The organism is Noviherbaspirillum agri, from assembly GCF_054780595.1.
The window spans coordinates 69,445-84,743 of the sequence record NZ_BAAGWA010000007.1; the positions used below are offsets into that span (position 1 = coordinate 69,445).

Annotated in this window: 13 protein-coding genes and 1 tRNA gene; 11 read left to right on the top strand and 3 right to left on the bottom strand. The window is 61.0% G+C overall.

What is annotated here, in order from left to right; translation table 11 throughout:
• Positions 1-66 precede the first annotated feature (66 nt).
• Positions 67-1,068, bottom strand: coding sequence for a TRAP transporter substrate-binding protein (locus ACYVIA_RS13780; protein ID WP_460841684.1), 1,002 nt, complete (start codon positions 1,066-1,068; stop codon positions 67-69).
• A gap of 223 nt (positions 1,069-1,291) precedes the next feature.
• Between ACYVIA_RS13780 and ACYVIA_RS13785 the strand changes: the two genes are divergently transcribed.
• The 3 genes from ACYVIA_RS13785 to ACYVIA_RS13795 all read left to right on the top strand — a co-directional run bounded on the left by ACYVIA_RS13785 (position 1,292) and on the right by ACYVIA_RS13795 (position 4,965).
• A complete protein-coding gene (locus ACYVIA_RS13785; protein ID WP_460841686.1) occupies positions 1,292-3,337 on the top strand; it encodes a PAS domain S-box protein in 2,046 nt (681 codons plus the stop codon).
• A gap of 66 nt (positions 3,338-3,403) precedes the next feature.
• Positions 3,404-3,994 (top strand): response regulator transcription factor, encoded by a 591-nt coding sequence (locus ACYVIA_RS13790; RefSeq protein WP_460841687.1) that lies wholly within the window; start codon positions 3,404-3,406, stop codon positions 3,992-3,994.
• Positions 3,995-4,074: 80 nt separating this feature from the next.
• The gene (locus tag ACYVIA_RS13795; protein ID WP_460841689.1) at positions 4,075-4,965 is read left to right on the top strand and encodes an AEC family transporter; all 891 of its coding nucleotides are present in this window, start codon (positions 4,075-4,077) and stop codon (positions 4,963-4,965) included.
• On the opposite strand, the gene queG is transcribed toward ACYVIA_RS13795, so the two are convergent.
• Complete coding sequence (queG, locus tag ACYVIA_RS13800) at positions 4,942-6,078, bottom strand: tRNA epoxyqueuosine(34) reductase QueG (protein WP_460841691.1); 1,137 nt, start codon at positions 6,076-6,078, stop codon at positions 4,942-4,944. The two genes, ACYVIA_RS13795 and queG, sit on opposite strands and share 24 nt — an antisense overlap.
• Positions 6,079-6,112: 34 nt before the next feature.
• Between queG and tsaE the strand changes: the two genes are divergently transcribed.
• The 4 genes from tsaE (at position 6,113) to ACYVIA_RS13820 (ending at position 10,753) form a co-directional block, all read left to right on the top strand.
• Positions 6,113-6,598, top strand: coding sequence for a tRNA (adenosine(37)-N6)-threonylcarbamoyltransferase complex ATPase subunit type 1 TsaE (gene tsaE / locus ACYVIA_RS13805; protein WP_460841692.1), 486 nt, complete (start codon positions 6,113-6,115; stop codon positions 6,596-6,598).
• Positions 6,562-7,938: an N-acetylmuramoyl-L-alanine amidase gene (locus tag ACYVIA_RS13810; protein ID WP_460841694.1), complete on the top strand. Its 1,377-nt coding sequence runs from the start codon at positions 6,562-6,564 to the stop codon at positions 7,936-7,938. The genes tsaE and ACYVIA_RS13810 overlap by 37 nt, the downstream gene beginning before the upstream one ends.
• A gap of 247 nt (positions 7,939-8,185) precedes the next feature.
• Complete coding sequence (locus ACYVIA_RS13815; RefSeq protein WP_460841695.1) at positions 8,186-9,934, top strand: methyl-accepting chemotaxis protein; 1,749 nt, start codon at positions 8,186-8,188, stop codon at positions 9,932-9,934.
• A 315-nt stretch (positions 9,935-10,249) separates the two neighbouring features.
• Positions 10,250-10,753, top strand: coding sequence for a chemotaxis protein CheW (locus ACYVIA_RS13820; protein WP_460841922.1), 504 nt, complete (start codon positions 10,250-10,252; stop codon positions 10,751-10,753).
• A 60-nt stretch (positions 10,754-10,813) separates the two neighbouring features.
• On the opposite strand, the gene ACYVIA_RS13825 is transcribed toward ACYVIA_RS13820, so the two are convergent.
• A complete protein-coding gene (locus ACYVIA_RS13825; protein ID WP_460841697.1) occupies positions 10,814-11,464 on the bottom strand; it encodes a VTT domain-containing protein in 651 nt (216 codons plus the stop codon).
• Between the two features lie 193 nt (positions 11,465-11,657).
• On the opposite strand from ACYVIA_RS13825, the gene mutL reads away from it, so the two are divergent.
• The 4 genes from mutL (at position 11,658) to ACYVIA_RS13845 (ending at position 15,291) form a co-directional block, all read left to right on the top strand.
• Positions 11,658-13,505, top strand: a complete 1,848-nt coding sequence (gene mutL, locus ACYVIA_RS13830) for a DNA mismatch repair endonuclease MutL (RefSeq protein ID WP_460841699.1) — start codon at positions 11,658-11,660, stop codon at positions 13,503-13,505.
• Positions 13,506-13,556: 51 nt separating this feature from the next.
• On the top strand, positions 13,557-14,471 hold the full coding sequence (gene miaA / locus ACYVIA_RS13835; protein ID WP_460841924.1) for a tRNA (adenosine(37)-N6)-dimethylallyltransferase MiaA: 915 nt from the start codon (positions 13,557-13,559) through the stop codon (positions 14,469-14,471).
• Positions 14,472-14,569: 98 nt separating this feature from the next.
• A tRNA-Met gene (locus ACYVIA_RS13840) sits at positions 14,570-14,646 on the top strand.
• 306 nt (positions 14,647-14,952) lie between these two features.
• Entirely contained in the window at positions 14,953-15,291 is a 339-nt protein-coding gene (locus tag ACYVIA_RS13845) for a hypothetical protein (protein WP_460841700.1), read from the top strand.
• The last annotated feature ends 8 nt before the right edge of the window (positions 15,292-15,299 follow it).

Consider the following 15,299-nt stretch of genomic DNA (forward strand, 5'->3'; position numbering starts at 1 on the left):
GCGTAGATCGCGCTGAACGGTGAATTCGGTGAATGATGCCTATCGAAGGTGTCTATTGAATGGTGCCTATTTCTTGGCGTACAGCGCGGCCTCCCGGTTGACCGCTGCGATCAGGCCCTTGCCGATACGGCTTTCCATCTCCCGGTGCACCGGCGCGAGTGCGCGGCGCCATTCTTCCCGCTCTTTGTTGGACAGGGTGTATACGATCGTCTTGCCGGATTGCCGGATGGCCTCCAGCGCAGCGTCGTTCTCCTTTTGCGCGATCGCGTTAGCATACGCCGTCGCTTCTTTCATCGCATCTTCGAGATCGCCCCGGATGCCCGATGGAAGCCCATCCCAGAACTTTTTGTTCACGATGACCGCATAGCCGAGATAGCCGTGGTTCGACACCGTCACGTGCCGCTGCAGCTCATGCATTCGTTGCGTATAGAAGTTGGAAGGCGGATTCTCGGTGCCGTCCACGATGCCGCTCTGGAGCGCCTGATACACCTCGCCGAAGGACAAAACCAGCGGACTTGCGCCCAACGTGCGCATCTGCGTTTCCAGCACCTTGGAAGGCTGGATACGCATCTTCTGCCCACGGAAATCGGCCAGCGCGCGCAGCGGCTTGTTGGACGACATGACCTTGAAGCCGTTGTCCCAGTATCCCAGTCCGGTGATGCCTTTCGATTCAAGCTTCTTCAGCAGCCCCTGCCCGATCGGCCCCTCCGTCACGCGGTAGAGCGCTTCCTTGGTCGGGAAGATATACGGCAGGTCAAAGACTTCGAATTCGCGGATGCCGAGCGGACCGAACTTGGCCAGCGACGGCGCCAGCATCTGCACCGCGCCGAGCTGCAGCGCCTCCAGTTCTTCCTTGTCCTTGTACAGCTGGCTGTTGGGATAGATGTCGACCCGTACGCGCCCGCCCGTGGCTTTTTCCGCGAGCTGCTTGAAGCGCTCCGCAGCCTTGCCCTTGGGCGTGTCGCTTGCGACGACGTGACTGAACTTGATCACGATCGGCCCATCCGCATGCGCGTTCGCGCTCAGTACCGCGACGGCGAGCGTAAAGAACCATGCTGCAAATTTCATGGAGAGTCCGTGCTGAAAAAACAATATTCTGTTAAACCATTGTCATGGCACCGCCCGAGCCTCACAAGTGTGGTTAACCACAATCGCTTTGCGGGAATCCGATTTTCGCATCAGATGATGCCCGAAATGAGCGGGCAGAGTAGGATTGAGCCTGCCGGTCAGATACACTTGCCCGGCCTGCGACGATGCTGCGCGCCTCGCATCACCGAACACCACCTGCGTCATGTCAATCAGATCACTCGTCTCCGCATCCAGCCCCGCCCTTCCCGGCCGCAGGCGTACCTGGCACTGGCTGGTGCCGATGCTGCTCGTGATGCTGTTCGTGTCCACGCTGCTGTGGTTGCCGTGGCAGGCGCAGCAGATGGAAGCGACCGAGCGCCAGGAACAGCTGATTGCCGATACGCTCTGGGTCGAGCAGACGATACGCTTTCAGCTCGAGCGCAATGAAGAAAGCATCCGGCTGATCGGCAATGAAATCAGTTCAGGTTATCTTTCCGGCAAACGCCTGCAGGACCGCATGGCGGTACTGATCCGCAACAACCGCGAGCTTGAGCGCATCATCTGGCTCGATGCCGAGGGCAAGACGGTCACCGCGACGGACGACTCCTCCCTGTTCCTCACCGATTTCTCGGTGCCATCGCGGCTGACTGCCGAGCGCGCCCGCGCCACCAAGACGCCCCAATACAGCCAGCCCGCTCCTCCGCCAGGCCTGAGCGGGCCGATGCTGATGGAGTACTACGTTCCCCTGTTCTCGGGCGAGCAATACCTGGGCAGTCTCGTCGCCAGCTATTCGGTGGCCAGCATCCTCGATGAAATGGTGCCATGGTGGTTCGCGCAGGATAACGAAATCACGCTGACCGACAACGACGACAACGTGATCGCCAAACGCGCGGCAGGCGGGCCCGGCCGCAACGTGTACACCCATGGACGCGCGCTGGAGCTCCCCTACGCGACCGTCATCCTGCGTACCAATAGCGTCAAGAGCGCGCCGAAGCTCCTGCCCAACCTGCTGGTCGGTTCGGTGATTGCGCTGTCGATCGGCCTGTTGGTGAGCCTGGTTGCGCTGTGGCGCGACATCAACCGGCGACTCGCGGCAGAAGGCGCACTGCGCCAGCAGGTGTCCTTCCGCACCGCGATGGAAAACTCGCTGATGACCGGCTTGCGCGCACGCGACCTGGAAGGACGTATTACATATGTGAACCCGGCCTTTTGCGAAATGGTTGGCATTCCCGCCGAAGAACTGATCGGCAAGACACCGCCGATGCCTTACTGGGCGCCGGAAGCAATGGACGAATACCAGCAGCGCTTCACGCAGGTGCTCGCCGGCACGGTGACGCCGCAATACGAGACCACCTTCCAGCGCGCCAATGGAGAACGTTTTCCGGTGCTGATCTTCGAGTCGCCGCTGGTCGATGACAGCGGACGGCAAACCGGCTGGATGGGATCCATCCTCGACATCTCCGATCGCAAGAGGGTCGAGGATCTGAACCAGCAGCAGCAGGAAAAACTGCAGGCCGGCGCCCGCCTTGCGACGATGGGCGAAATCGCCTCGACGCTCGCGCATGAGCTGAACCAGCCGCTTGCGGCGATCTCCAGCTACACGACCGGCGCACTCAACATGATCGAGAACGGTGCCACTCAGGGAAAGACCATTGACCTGACCCTGCTGCGTCCCGCACTCGAGAAAACCACTGTACAGGCGCAGCGCGCAGGGCACATCATTCGCAGCGTGCACACTTTCGTAAAGCGGCGCGAACCAAGCCGCGAACAGGTTTCGATCCCGGCATTGATCGAAAATGTCACACCGCTGGTCGAGCTGCAGGCGCGGCAGTTCTTCGTCGCCACGCAACTGCATGTCGCGCCCAATCTGCCAAGCGTGCTGGCCGACCGCGTGATGCTGGAGCAGGTGCTGCTCAACCTCACCCGCAATGCAATTGAGTCAATGCAGGACGTCTCGCCCGAGCGGCGCATCCTGCGCATCGTCGCCGAACTCGACGACGATTCATCAACCGGACAGAGCGTGGTGGTGTCTGTGATCGACCAAGGCCATGGCATTCCCGACGACGTCGCCGAACGCCTGTTCTCGCCATTCTTCTCGACCAAGGCAGAAGGCATGGGCATGGGCCTCAAGATCTGCCGCACCACGGTCGAGTTCCACGGCGGCACGCTGGTCCATGCGAAAAATCCCCCAGGCGGGACGATTTTCCGGTTTTCTTTGCCAGTGCTTTCCGAAACAGTAGCGGAAGCAGACATAATCGAAGCAAAATAGCGCTTTTATTTGTCCGGGCGACACAGTGGCCAAAAGAACAATAACGCCGGGACATGAGGGGAAAGAATGCTGCACATTGTCGACGATGAAGAAGTGATCCGCGACTCGCTGAGCTGGCTCGCACAGTCGCGCTCGATCGCGGCCACGGCCTATGAGAGCGGCGCAGCATTCCTGGCGGCCCTGGACGACACGAACAGTTTCGACCCGGCGGGCGACTGCCTGCTGCTGGATGTGCGCATGCCCGACATCAGCGGCGCCGCGCTGTTCGACATGCTGACGGCGCGCGGACTGACGCGGCGCCTTCCGGTGATCTTCCTGACGGGCCACGGCGACGTGCCGATGGCTGTCGACACCCTCAAGCGCGGCGCCTTCGATTTCTTCGAAAAACCGTTCAACGACAACAAGCTGATGGATCGCGTGGAAGAGGCGCTCGCCGCATCGCGGGCTGCCGGGGCCGATGATGAAGTGCACACGCGCCTTGCGAGTCTGTCGATCCGCGAGCGCGAGGTGCTCGACCTGATCCTCGCTGGCAAGATGAACAAGGTGATCGCCGACGAGCTCGGTATCAGCATGCGTACGGTGGAAGTGCACCGCGCGCACATCTTCGACAAGATGAATGTGAAGACGGCGGTGGAGCTGGCGCGTTTGCTCAAGTAGCCGGCGCAGCCAGCAGGAAAGCATAAACACCGGTACCATTCCGGTCTGCTTGTTTGCACACCTCGCACCATCACCCTTCGATGTCCATCGCCACCATCCTTTTCCCCGATTTCGCGCTCATCCTGCTTGGCTTCCTGCTGATGCGCTTCACCGACTGGGGCGCCCAGTTCTGGAGCGGGATGGAAAAGCTGATCTACTACTTCCTCTTCCCTGCCCTGCTGTTCTATTCCACCGCCCGCACGCCCTTCGATTTCGGCAGCACCGGGAAAATGCTGCAGGTTGCACTAGCAGGAGTAGCGAGCGGTATCGCACTGGGCTGGCTCGCCAAGCCGTTATTCCGCGCCGGGCCGATGGTGTTCGAGTCCGGCGTGCAAACCGCCTTCCGTTTCAATTCCTACATCGCACTGGCCATTGCCTCCCGCCTGGGCGGGGAACAAGGCACGTCGCTCATGGCGCTGATCATGGGCTTTGCCGTCCCCCTCTGCAACATGGCCGCGGTGCATGCACTCGTGCACAAGAGCGGCGGCCTGCTGCTGGAGCTGGCGAAGAATCCGCTGCTAGTAGCAACGGCATCGGGCATGGCCTTCAACCTGCTCGGCTTGTCTTTGCCGGACATTGTCGGCGCGACGCTGTCGCGCATGTCGAATGCATCGATTGCGCTCGGCCTGATTACTGTCGGTGCGGGCCTGCGCCTATCAGGCTTGCATGAATCGAAAGGCATGGCGTCGTACTTCCTCGCCGTGAAGCTGCTTGCCCTGCCGGCGATCGGTTATGGGCTGGGACGCTGGGTCGACTTGCCGGAATTGCAATTGCAGATCGCCGTGACTTTCTGTGCACTGCCCACAGCATCCAGCGCGTATGTGCTTGCGGCGCGCATGGGCGGCAACGGGCCATTTGTCGCTTTCATCATTTCTGCGGGCACCGTGCTGTCGGTATTCACGATCCCGCTATGGCTGGCGCTCGCCCGCTGAACTGCTTCCATGCCGGGCGAGCGCCCATGCGACATGTTCGCGCACCAGTTCTGACGGATGGTCGGCGCGCGCCTGCAACGCAGTGACAATGTGCAGCGCGCCCGGCATCTGCGCTGCAGCATTCCCCAAGCCTACCGCGATGTTGCGCAGCCAGCGCTCGTGGCCGATGCGCCGGATGGGGCTGCCTTCGAGCCGACGGTTGAACTCTTCCTCGCTCCATGCGAACAGATCCAACATCGTTGCACTGTCCAGATCGTTGCGCACATCGAAGTCCGGCAGCACCGCGCGCTGCGCGAACTTGTTCCAGGGGCAGACCAGCTGGCAATCGTCACATCCGTACACGCGGTTGCCGATCAGCGGCCGTAGTTCGACAGGAATGCTGCCCTTGAGCTCGATGGTCAGATAGGAAATGCAGCGCCGCGCATCCAGCTTGTACGGCGCCAGAATCGCCTGCGTCGGACAGACATCGATGCACGCACTGCATTGCCCGCAATGGGATGAGGCTGGCTCATCCACCGGCAGCGGCAGGTCGGTATACAGCTCCCCGAGGAAGAACATCGACCCCGCATGGCGGCTCAGCAGCAGCGTGTGCTTGCCGCGCCAGCCGATGCCGGATTTTGCGTTCAGCGCGACTTCCATCACCGGCGCGGAATCGGTGAATACGCGATGCCCGAACTCGCCGATCTCGCCTCGAATGCGGTCTGCCAGCTGCTGCAGCCGTGCGCGCAATACCTTGTGATAGTCGCGACCGCGCGCATAGATGGAGACGACTGCCGCCTGCGGGTCGGCAGCGCGATGCTCTTCACGAACCCGCCAGTCGTCCTCGCCCGCGCCCTCGCTATCCTGTGCAGCCTGGCGCGGCAGATAGTTCATGCGGGCGGTGATGACGCGGATCGTACCCGGCACCAATTCCGCCGGGCGGGCGCGCTTCATGCCGTGCGCTGCCATATAATCCATGTCGCCGTGGTGGCCCGCGTCGAGCCATGCCTGCAGCCCCGCTTCCTCTTGCGACAGGTCGATGCCGGTGATGCCGATTTCATCAAAGCCGAGCTCGCGCCCCCACGCCTTGATGGCCAGCGCCAGCGCGGATAATTTGTCAGCGGTAACTGTCATCGCCAATGCACCAATAAAGAAGCCATTTTAAGAGATGCTGCACTTTCAGACACACCTCCATGATGAAGCCGGCACCGCCGCGCTCGGCGCGTCGCTGGCGCACGCGCTCGCGCCCGGCCTGACCATCTACCTGCATGGCGACCTCGGCGCCGGCAAGACGACGCTCACCCGCTCCCTGCTGCATGCCGCCGGCCATGAAGGCCATGTCAAAAGTCCAACCTATACGCTGGTCGAGCCGTACACCGTGACCATCGCCGGCAACCCGGTCGAGATCATGCACTTCGACCTGTACCGCCTCGCCAGTCCGGAAGAATTCCTCGACGCCGGATTTCGTGAATACTTCAACAGCGCCACGATCTGCATCATCGAATGGCCGGAAAAGGCCGTTCCGGTGTTGCCTGCGCCAGACATTGAGGTTCGTCTAAGCCTTGCCGGCGATGGGCGTGATATAGAATTACAAGCATCGTCCGTCCAGGGTAGTCAATGTCTCGATCGTCTGAAATTCGCACCGAACTTGTGACCGCCATCGCGGGATCCACATCCGGATCGAAATCACGCCGCACGATATTGAAAGCCGGCGGCACCCTACTTCTCTCCGTCTTCGCACCAGTCCCGGCCCGCGCGGCCCAGATTCTCGCCGTGCGCGTCTGGCCGGCGGCCGACTATACCCGCGTGACGCTGGAGAACGACAGCGATCTCAAGACCAGCCACTTCATCGTCAAGGATCCCGAGCGACTGGTCGTCGATATCGAAGGCCTGGAACTCAGCCCGACCCTCAAGGACCTGGTGGCGAAGATCACGCCGAATGACCCGTACATCAAGCAGGTGCGCGTCGGCCAGAACCGGCCGAACGTGGTGCGCCTGGTGTTCGACCTGAAGGAAGAAGTCAACCCGCAGGTGTTTACGCTGGCGCCGGTCGGCGAATATCGACATCGCCTGATTTTCGACCTGTATCCCCAGTTTCCGAGTGACCCGCTGGCTGCACTGATCGAAAGCGGCGAGTGGCCGACCGATTCCCCGGGGGACGTCATGCCGCCGCTGGCCAACGCTGGGGCGGCGCCGATCCCAGCCCATTCAGACGCTGCTCCTGACGACGAAGACGAGACCGACAAACAGATCGCAAGGATGGATGGCAAGGGTCCGGCCCTGACACGCATGATCACCATCGCACTCGACCCCGGCCATGGCGGCGAAGACCCCGGCGCCATCGGGCGTCGTGGCAGCCGCGAGAAGGATGTGGTGCTGGCGATTGCCAAGCGCCTGAAGGCACGCATCGAGAAGCAGCCGAACATGCGCGTGATGCTCACGCGCGACGGCGACTATTTCGTGCCGCTGCACGTCAGGGTACAGAAAGCGCGCAAGGTACAGGCAGACCTGTTCATCTCGATTCACGCCGATGCCTGGATCGAGGCTACCGCACGCGGCTCGTCCGTGTTCGTCCTGTCCGAGAAAGGAGCCTCCTCCACCGCGGCACGTTGGCTGGCCAACAAGGAGAATGCCGCCGACCTGATTGGCGGCGTCAACATCAAGACGCACGACCGGCAGCTCGCCCGTGTGCTGCTGGACCTGACCACCACGGCGCAGATCAATGACAGCCTGAAGGTGGGCAGCGCCGTGCTGCGCGAACTCGGCGGCATCAACCGGCTGCACAAAGCCGCCGTCGAGCAGGCCGGCTTTGCCGTGCTCAAGGCACCGGACATCCCGAGCATCCTGATCGAAACCGCGTTCATTTCCAATCCTGAAGAAGAAGCCAAGCTGACCGACGATGATTACCAGGACCGCATGGCAGAAGCTGTCCTGAAGGGCATCAGGAAGTACTTTGCGAAAAACCCGCCCCTCGCCAAGAACCGCATGACCTGATGCAGACGCTGCATGCCCTGCTCATGCCGCTTCCCCCACTGATTGCCTGCTCCTTGTCAAGATGACTACGTAGAAATACCAGTGTGAGCATAGAGGAGCATGCGGCAAAATGTATCCTGTAGGAAACATTTTGATTGCCAGACACTTCCAAACCTGACGGCGGAGCTCTTTCTTCCCGCGGGTTAGTGCCGCTGGCACATTCGCAACGCTGAAGGGCTGCCGAACGCGCCCCTCAACAAGGATAAGCATGAAATTTCTTTCCAACCTGCGCCATGTGCGCATTGGCACGCGCCTGGGCCTCGGTTTCGGGCTCGTGCTGCTCTTGCTCGTCATGCTCGCGGCCGTCAGCCTGTCGCGAATGGCTAATATCCATGCGAGCCTGGACAAGGTCATCAATGAGAACAACGTCGTCATCAAGGAACTCAATGACATGCGCCAAGCCGTCATGCGCGTGGCGGTCGGGGTGCGCAATGTCTCGGTGATGACGGAGGAGGACGAAGTCAATGCCGAAGTCAAACAAATAGAGGAAGCGAACGCCGCTTACAAGGAGAGCAATGCGACGCTCACCAGCATGATCAAGGATGCAACGGGCAAGGAGCTGCTCGCCAGGATCGCTGCAGGCCAGACGGCAACCACAACCGGGGTGAACAAAGCCATCACTCTGGCACTCAGGCAGGGCGATGTCATTCCGGTGCTGCTTGCGAGCGTCGTCCCCCACCAGCGCACCTGGCTGGAGGCGATGGACGAGATGATCCGTCATCAGGAAAAACTGGCCAAGCAGACAGCTGCCGAAGCAGGTGCCGCCTACACCAATGCACTCATGCTGACCCTGGCGCTGGCTGCAGCGGCGCTGCTGGGCGGTGCCTTCATTGCCTGGTTTGTCACTCGCAGCATTACCACGCCTTTGCTCGGCGCAGTTGACGTAGCACGCCGTGTGGCGGCAGGCGATCTGAGCACGGCCGTGGAGATCAAGTCCCGCGATGAAACCGGGCAGCTGCTATCGGCGTTGCGTGACATGAACGAGAGCCTCGTACGCATCGTCAGTGAAGTCCGTGCCGGCACGGATACCATGGCGACAGCTTCCAATGAAATCGCTTCGGGCAACATGGACTTGTCCTCACGCACCGAAGATCAGGCAAGTACGCTGCAGGTGACAGCCTCCTCGATGGAGGAACTGACCTCGACAGTCAAGCACAACGCCGACAACGCACTGCAGGCCAACAAGCTGGCTGCGACGGCGTCCGAAGTCGCGCTCAGGGGCGGCTCCGTCGTGTCGCAGGTCGTTGAGACAATGGGTTCGATCAATGAATCCTCACGCAAGGTCGTCGACATCATCGGCGTTATCGATGGCATCGCGTTCCAGACCAACATCCTTGCGCTGAACGCCGCCGTGGAAGCGGCACGCGCCGGCGAACAGGGGCGCGGCTTCGCTGTGGTGGCCACGGAAGTGCGCAGTCTTGCGCAACGCTCCGCTGCGGCCGCCAAGGAAATCAAAGGCTTGATCAACGATTCCGTGGAAAAGGTGGAAGTCGGCGCCAAACTGGTGGACCAGGCGGGCGCCACGATGGATGAAGTCGTGACCAGCGTCCGCCATGTGTCCGACATCATCAGCGAAATCGCCGCCGCCAGCCACGAACAGACAGCCGGCATTGAACAGATCAACCAGGCGATCGTGCAGATGGACAATGCGACGCAGCAGAATGCCGCACTCGTGGAACAGGCCGCAGCCGCCGCGTCTTCACTCCAGGACCAGGCACACAAACTGTCGAGCGCGGTCAACGTGTTCAAACTGGCATCGGGCAGTCCGCTGCCCGGTGCCAACACCTCTCGACTGCCGCTTGCGCGGTCTCAGCCTGTTGTTGCGCGCACCACACCGGCTGCACCAGCTACACCAACTGCGCCGACTTTGCCGGCGCGTCGGACAAGCATGGGAAAGGCCGCCCTGCCGCCGGCCATGAAGGCGGGGACCGACCAGGCGGAATGGGAAGAGTTTTAGTTGTGGCAGGCTGTTGAACGCCTACTGAGCAGGCCGACATTGCGGCCTGCGGTGCGCCGCGTACCGATCGCAGGCGTGCGCTGCCCGATACCGCGTCCGGCTCGCTTGCCACGTTGTTCACAGCCTGTCGCGCGCACGCAAGTTTCCGGAATGAAGAAAGACGCGCTGGAGCGGGTTTGCCACGCGCCTTGTCGCATTTCAAAGAAGAGTCTGCTACTCTTTTGTTGCACAGCAGAAATAACCTATCCCGTGCGAACCCTGTAAGGCGCGCACCTCGCCGCAAGACAGCGTCCGGACAAAAGGAGACACACCATGATGCAAGCGACCGCCGTCAATCCATCTGCAGGCACTGCCGAGCACGACCTCGCGTCGACCGAATTCCTCGCTTTCACATTAGGCAAGGAAGAATACGGGATCCATATCCTCAAGGTGCAGGAGCTGCGTGGATACGAAACGCCGACACAGATCGCCAACGCGCCCGACTTCATCAAGGGCGTGGTCAACCTGCGCGGCATCATCGTGCCGATCGTCGACATGCGCATCAAGCTCAATCTCGGCACGCCGACCTACGACCAGTTCACGGTCGTCATCATCCTCAACGTCGCCGGCCGTGTGATCGGCATGGTGGTCGACAGCGTATCGGATGTCATTACGCTGTCGCCCGAGCAAATCAAGCCGGCGCCGGAAATGGGCACTGCGCTGAACACGGATTACCTGATCGGTTTGGGTACGGTCGACCAGCGCATGCTGATCCTGGTCGACATCGACAAGCTCATGTCGGGCGCCGACATGGGGCTCATTGCAAAAATCGCCGCATAAGCGGCGACTTCGGCACTTCCTGCACGGCTGGACCGGAATCGGTCCGGCCCACCTGTTCCCCTACGCTTTCCGCTTCAAGACCCTGCTGGAAAGCTTCCACATTGCACCCAGCGCCACGGGCACTACCGCCGCCCCGACTCCGATGAGGACGATCGTGTTCAAGTGGTTGCGGATGAGCGGGATATTGCCAAAGAAATAGCCGGCGACCACCAACCCAACTACCCAGGCGAGCGCGCCGATCATGTTATAGAACTGGAACTTGGCAAGCGTCATCTCCGACACGCCTGCCACGAATGGTGCGAAGGTACGCACCACAGGAACGAAACGGGCAAGGACGATGGTCTTGCCGCCGTGGTGTTCATAGAACGCGTGCGTCTTGCGCAGCGCGTTCTTGTCGAGCCACTTGTAGTCATGCGTGAAGACCTTATAGCCGATCATGCGGCCGATCCAATAGTTGACCGTGTTGCCACTTATCGCCGCCACCAGCAGCAATCCCATCAACAGCCAGATGTTCATCGCGCCCGTGGCGCAGTAGGCGCCAGCAATGAACAGCAGCGAATCACCCGGCAGGAATGGCAGGATCACCAATCCAGTCTCGCAGAAAACGATTGCGAACAGGAGCACATACACCAGCGTGCCGTATTCCGCGATGAAGGGGCCGAGATATTTGTCGACATGCAAAACCATGCCGACGAATTCCGTGAAGTCCATTCGTTCTCCAGTAAGTTTCGGGCGCCATCATACACTGCGTTCTGCGCTGCATTGCGAGATGGAACAATCTCGTTAACACCTCTGAAACAGAACCTTGTTTAAGGGTTTCCTCGGCTTGCGCACGAGAGAAACGCCCGCGTCCAGCCTTCTTGACGCACAAGGTCGAACAAGCCCGCGGCGGTATAATCCGCGCATGAATATGCCGCAATTTCCCGCCCGCCCGATCCAGGCGCTTTCCGACCAGCTCATTTCCCAGATTGCCGCCGGCGAGGTTGTCGACCGGCCGTCCGCCGTCGTCAAGGAGCTGCTCGAGAACGCGCTCGACGCCGGCTCAACGCACATCACCGTGCGCATCGAGGAAGGCGGGGTAAAACGCATCGCGATTACCGATAACGGCCGCGGCATCCCGCCCGAGCAAATGCCGCTCGCGCTGGCGCGCCATGCCACTTCCAAGATTGCGTCGCTGGTCGACCTGGAAAACGTCGGCACCCTCGGCTTCCGCGGCGAGGCGCTGGCCTCCATCGCATCCGTCGCCCAGCTCACGCTGACCTCCCGCACGCATGACGCTGCGCATGCCTGGGAGATTTCGGGTGATCAGAGCCGCCCGGTCGTGCCATCTTCCGGCGCGCCCGGCACGACAGTCGATGTGCGCGACCTGTACTTCAATACGCCGGCCCGACGCAAGTTCCTGAAATCCGAGCAAACCGAGTTCGGCCACTGTGCCGAGGTGGTGCGCCGCGTTGCGCTGTCCCGCCCGGACGTCGCCTTTTCGCTGTCACATAACGGCAAGACGATCGACCACTGGAATGCCAGCGCAGTCGACAAGCGCAGCGCACACATCCTAGGCACGGAGTTCGCGGGCGCACGTCTGCCGCTGGACGAAACCGCAGGACCGTTGCGGCTGCATGGCTTTGTCGGCTTGCCGACGGCATCCAAGGCACGTGGCGATGCACAGTACTTTTATGTCAACGGGCGCTTTGTGCGCGACAAGCTGCTCACGCATGCGGTGCGCTCCGCCTACCAGGATGTCCTGCATGGCGACCGCTACCCCTCGTATGTGCTGGCGCTCGATCTCGACCCGGCGCTTGTCGACGTGAATGTGCACCCCTCGAAGATCGAAGTGCGTTTTCGTGACAGCCGTGCCGTGCACCAGTTCGTCTTTCATGCCGTCAGCCGAGCGCTCGCACAAACCGCTGCCGTGTCGATCGACGCTTCGGCACCCGCATCTCCCGTCACGCCTGCATCGTCCGGTCCACTGCCGTGGATTCGCGAGCCACAGCAGCAGACCTCATTCGCGTCACAATTTGCCGGCGGCTTTGGAGTCGAGCAGACAACGGCGGCGTACGGCGCATTGTTTTCCGATGTGGCGTCCGCATCCGCAACGAACACCTGGTCCGGCATTCCACCGGAAGTATCCGGTGCAAGCGCAAACGCGGCCGCAGTACTCCCCGAGGAGGAATTCCCGTTTGGTTTCGCCCTCGGACAACTCCATGGCATCTACATCCTCGCCCAAAACAAGAAGGGGCTGGTACTGGTCGATATGCATGCTGCGCATGAGCGCATCCTGTACGAACAGCTGAAGAATGCGCTGGACGACAATGCAATGCAGGTGCAGCCCTTGCTGATACCGGTCACGTTCTACGCCGACGCAGTCGAGGTTGGTACCGCCGTCGAGAACCGGGATGCACTGCTGGCGCTGGGCTTTGACATCAGCGCTCTTTCCCCGACCACGCTCGCCGTGCGCGCCGTTCCTGCCTTGTTAAAGAATGCCGATGTCCAGGCTCTCGCACGTGATGTGCTGCGCGATGTCCGCGAGTTCGGCGGCTCGCGTGTCCTGGTAGAGCGCCGCAATGAAATGCTCGCGACCATGGCATGCCACACTGCCGTGCGCGCGAACCGCGCGCTGACGTTGCCGGAAATGAACGCGTTGCTGCGCCAGATGGAAGCGACCGAACGCGCCGACCAGTGCAACCACGGCCGACCGACCTGGGTGCAGCTCGCCCTGTCCGATCTCGACAAACTCTTCCTGCGCGGACAGTAACCTGTGATCGTTTCCGCCCGAAAGCCTCAATTGCCGCTGGCGGTCACCATCATGGGACCGACCGCCTCAGGAAAAACCGCCGCCGCACTGGAAGTGGCTCGTCATATCCCGTCGGAGATCATCTCGGTCGACTCAGCCCTCGTGTATCGTGGCATGGATATCGGTACCGCCAAGCCGACCGCAGAAGAACGTGCCAGCGTGCCGCATCACCTGATCGACATCATCGATCCGCTCGACGCCTACTCCGTGATGCAGTTCCGCGAAGACGCGCTGCGACTGATCGCCGAGATCGCACAACGCGGCAAACTGCCGCTGCTGGTCGGCGGCACCATGCTGTACTTCAAAGGGCTGCGCGACGGGCTGGACGACTTGCCTCAGGCAGATGCAGAAGTCCGTGCCCGCCTGGACAAGGAGGCGGCTGAAATCGGCATGCCTGCCATGCACGCCAGACTCGCTGACATCGATCCTGCGACCGCGGCACGCCTGAAACCCAATGACTCCCAGCGTATTCAACGCGCACTGGAGATTTATGCGCTGACCGGCCAGCCGATGTCGCAACTGCTGGCAAAAGCGCCGAGACCGGAACTGCCGTTCGACCTGCTCCCGCTCTCGCTCGAGCCTTCCGACCGTGGCGTGCTGCATGAGCGCATTGCCGTTCGCTTTGACGCCATGCTCGATCAGGCCGGCGGCGGCTTGTTGCAAGAAGTGGAGATGCTCCGCGCCCGCGGCGACCTGCATCCCGGGCTGCCATCGATACGCTGCGTCGGCTACCGGCAGGCGTGGGAATTCCTGGACGGCGCGTACGACTTCGCGACCTTGCGCGAGAAGGGCATCGCGGCGACAAGACAACTAGCAAAAAGACAACTAACCTGGCTGCGCTCCATGCCCGAGCGCATCGTGATCGATTGCCTGGACCGCAATGCCACTGCACTTGTCCTCGAACAGGTCAATCGGGCGGCGACATAACCGGGTCGCGTGACATCCTAAAACAGTTGTGGGCATTACTCTCGACCCAACATCTCTTGACAGCCGTAACTAATCGCACCATAATTGAGGGCTATTTTGGTGATATAGCTCAGCTGGTTAGAGCACAGCACTCATAATGCTGGGGTCGGTGGTTCAAGTCCACCTATCACCACCAGACATCGATGGGTTACGGGGAATCTCGTAACCCATTTTGTTTTTGTTGGCCGGATTTCATCCATCCATGCCACTTCAGTACGATTACTATTGGCGAGGTTATTGCAGGTTTGCAACTTCAAATGTCGCATTGGGGCCGGATGGTATAATTTTCCGGCTCATCCGTCACTTGACGTGACCAAGCAAGCAAGGCGCAGCAAAGCTGCATCGATGCCGTGTCGTAGGCTTGATCCTGCCGCTGAACGCCCATAATTTCCCTTTATCTGGCCGCAGATCGCGGCACTTTTGCGACGATATGAGGTGCAAGATGTGGCGTCGATTCTTCCTGATGGCGTTTTTGTCTGCGGCAGTTGCACTGCCCGCATCGGCATTCGAACGCCCATTCCCGCCCAGTGCCAAGCGCGGCAAGATGTCGCCAGCGGCACATCCGGAAGTCGTGATCGAGGGCAAGGTGCGCCATCTCTCTCCCGGCGCACGCATCTGGAACCAGAGGAACCTGATTGAAATGCCGGCCGCGATACGCGGCACTAACCTCGTCGTGAATTACACCGAGGATGCGCAGGGGAAAATCGATCGCGTGTGGATCCTGACGGCCGAAGAGGCGAGCAAGCCCCTCAAGAAACAAACGAACAGCCTTTCCCAGTAAGTAGAAGT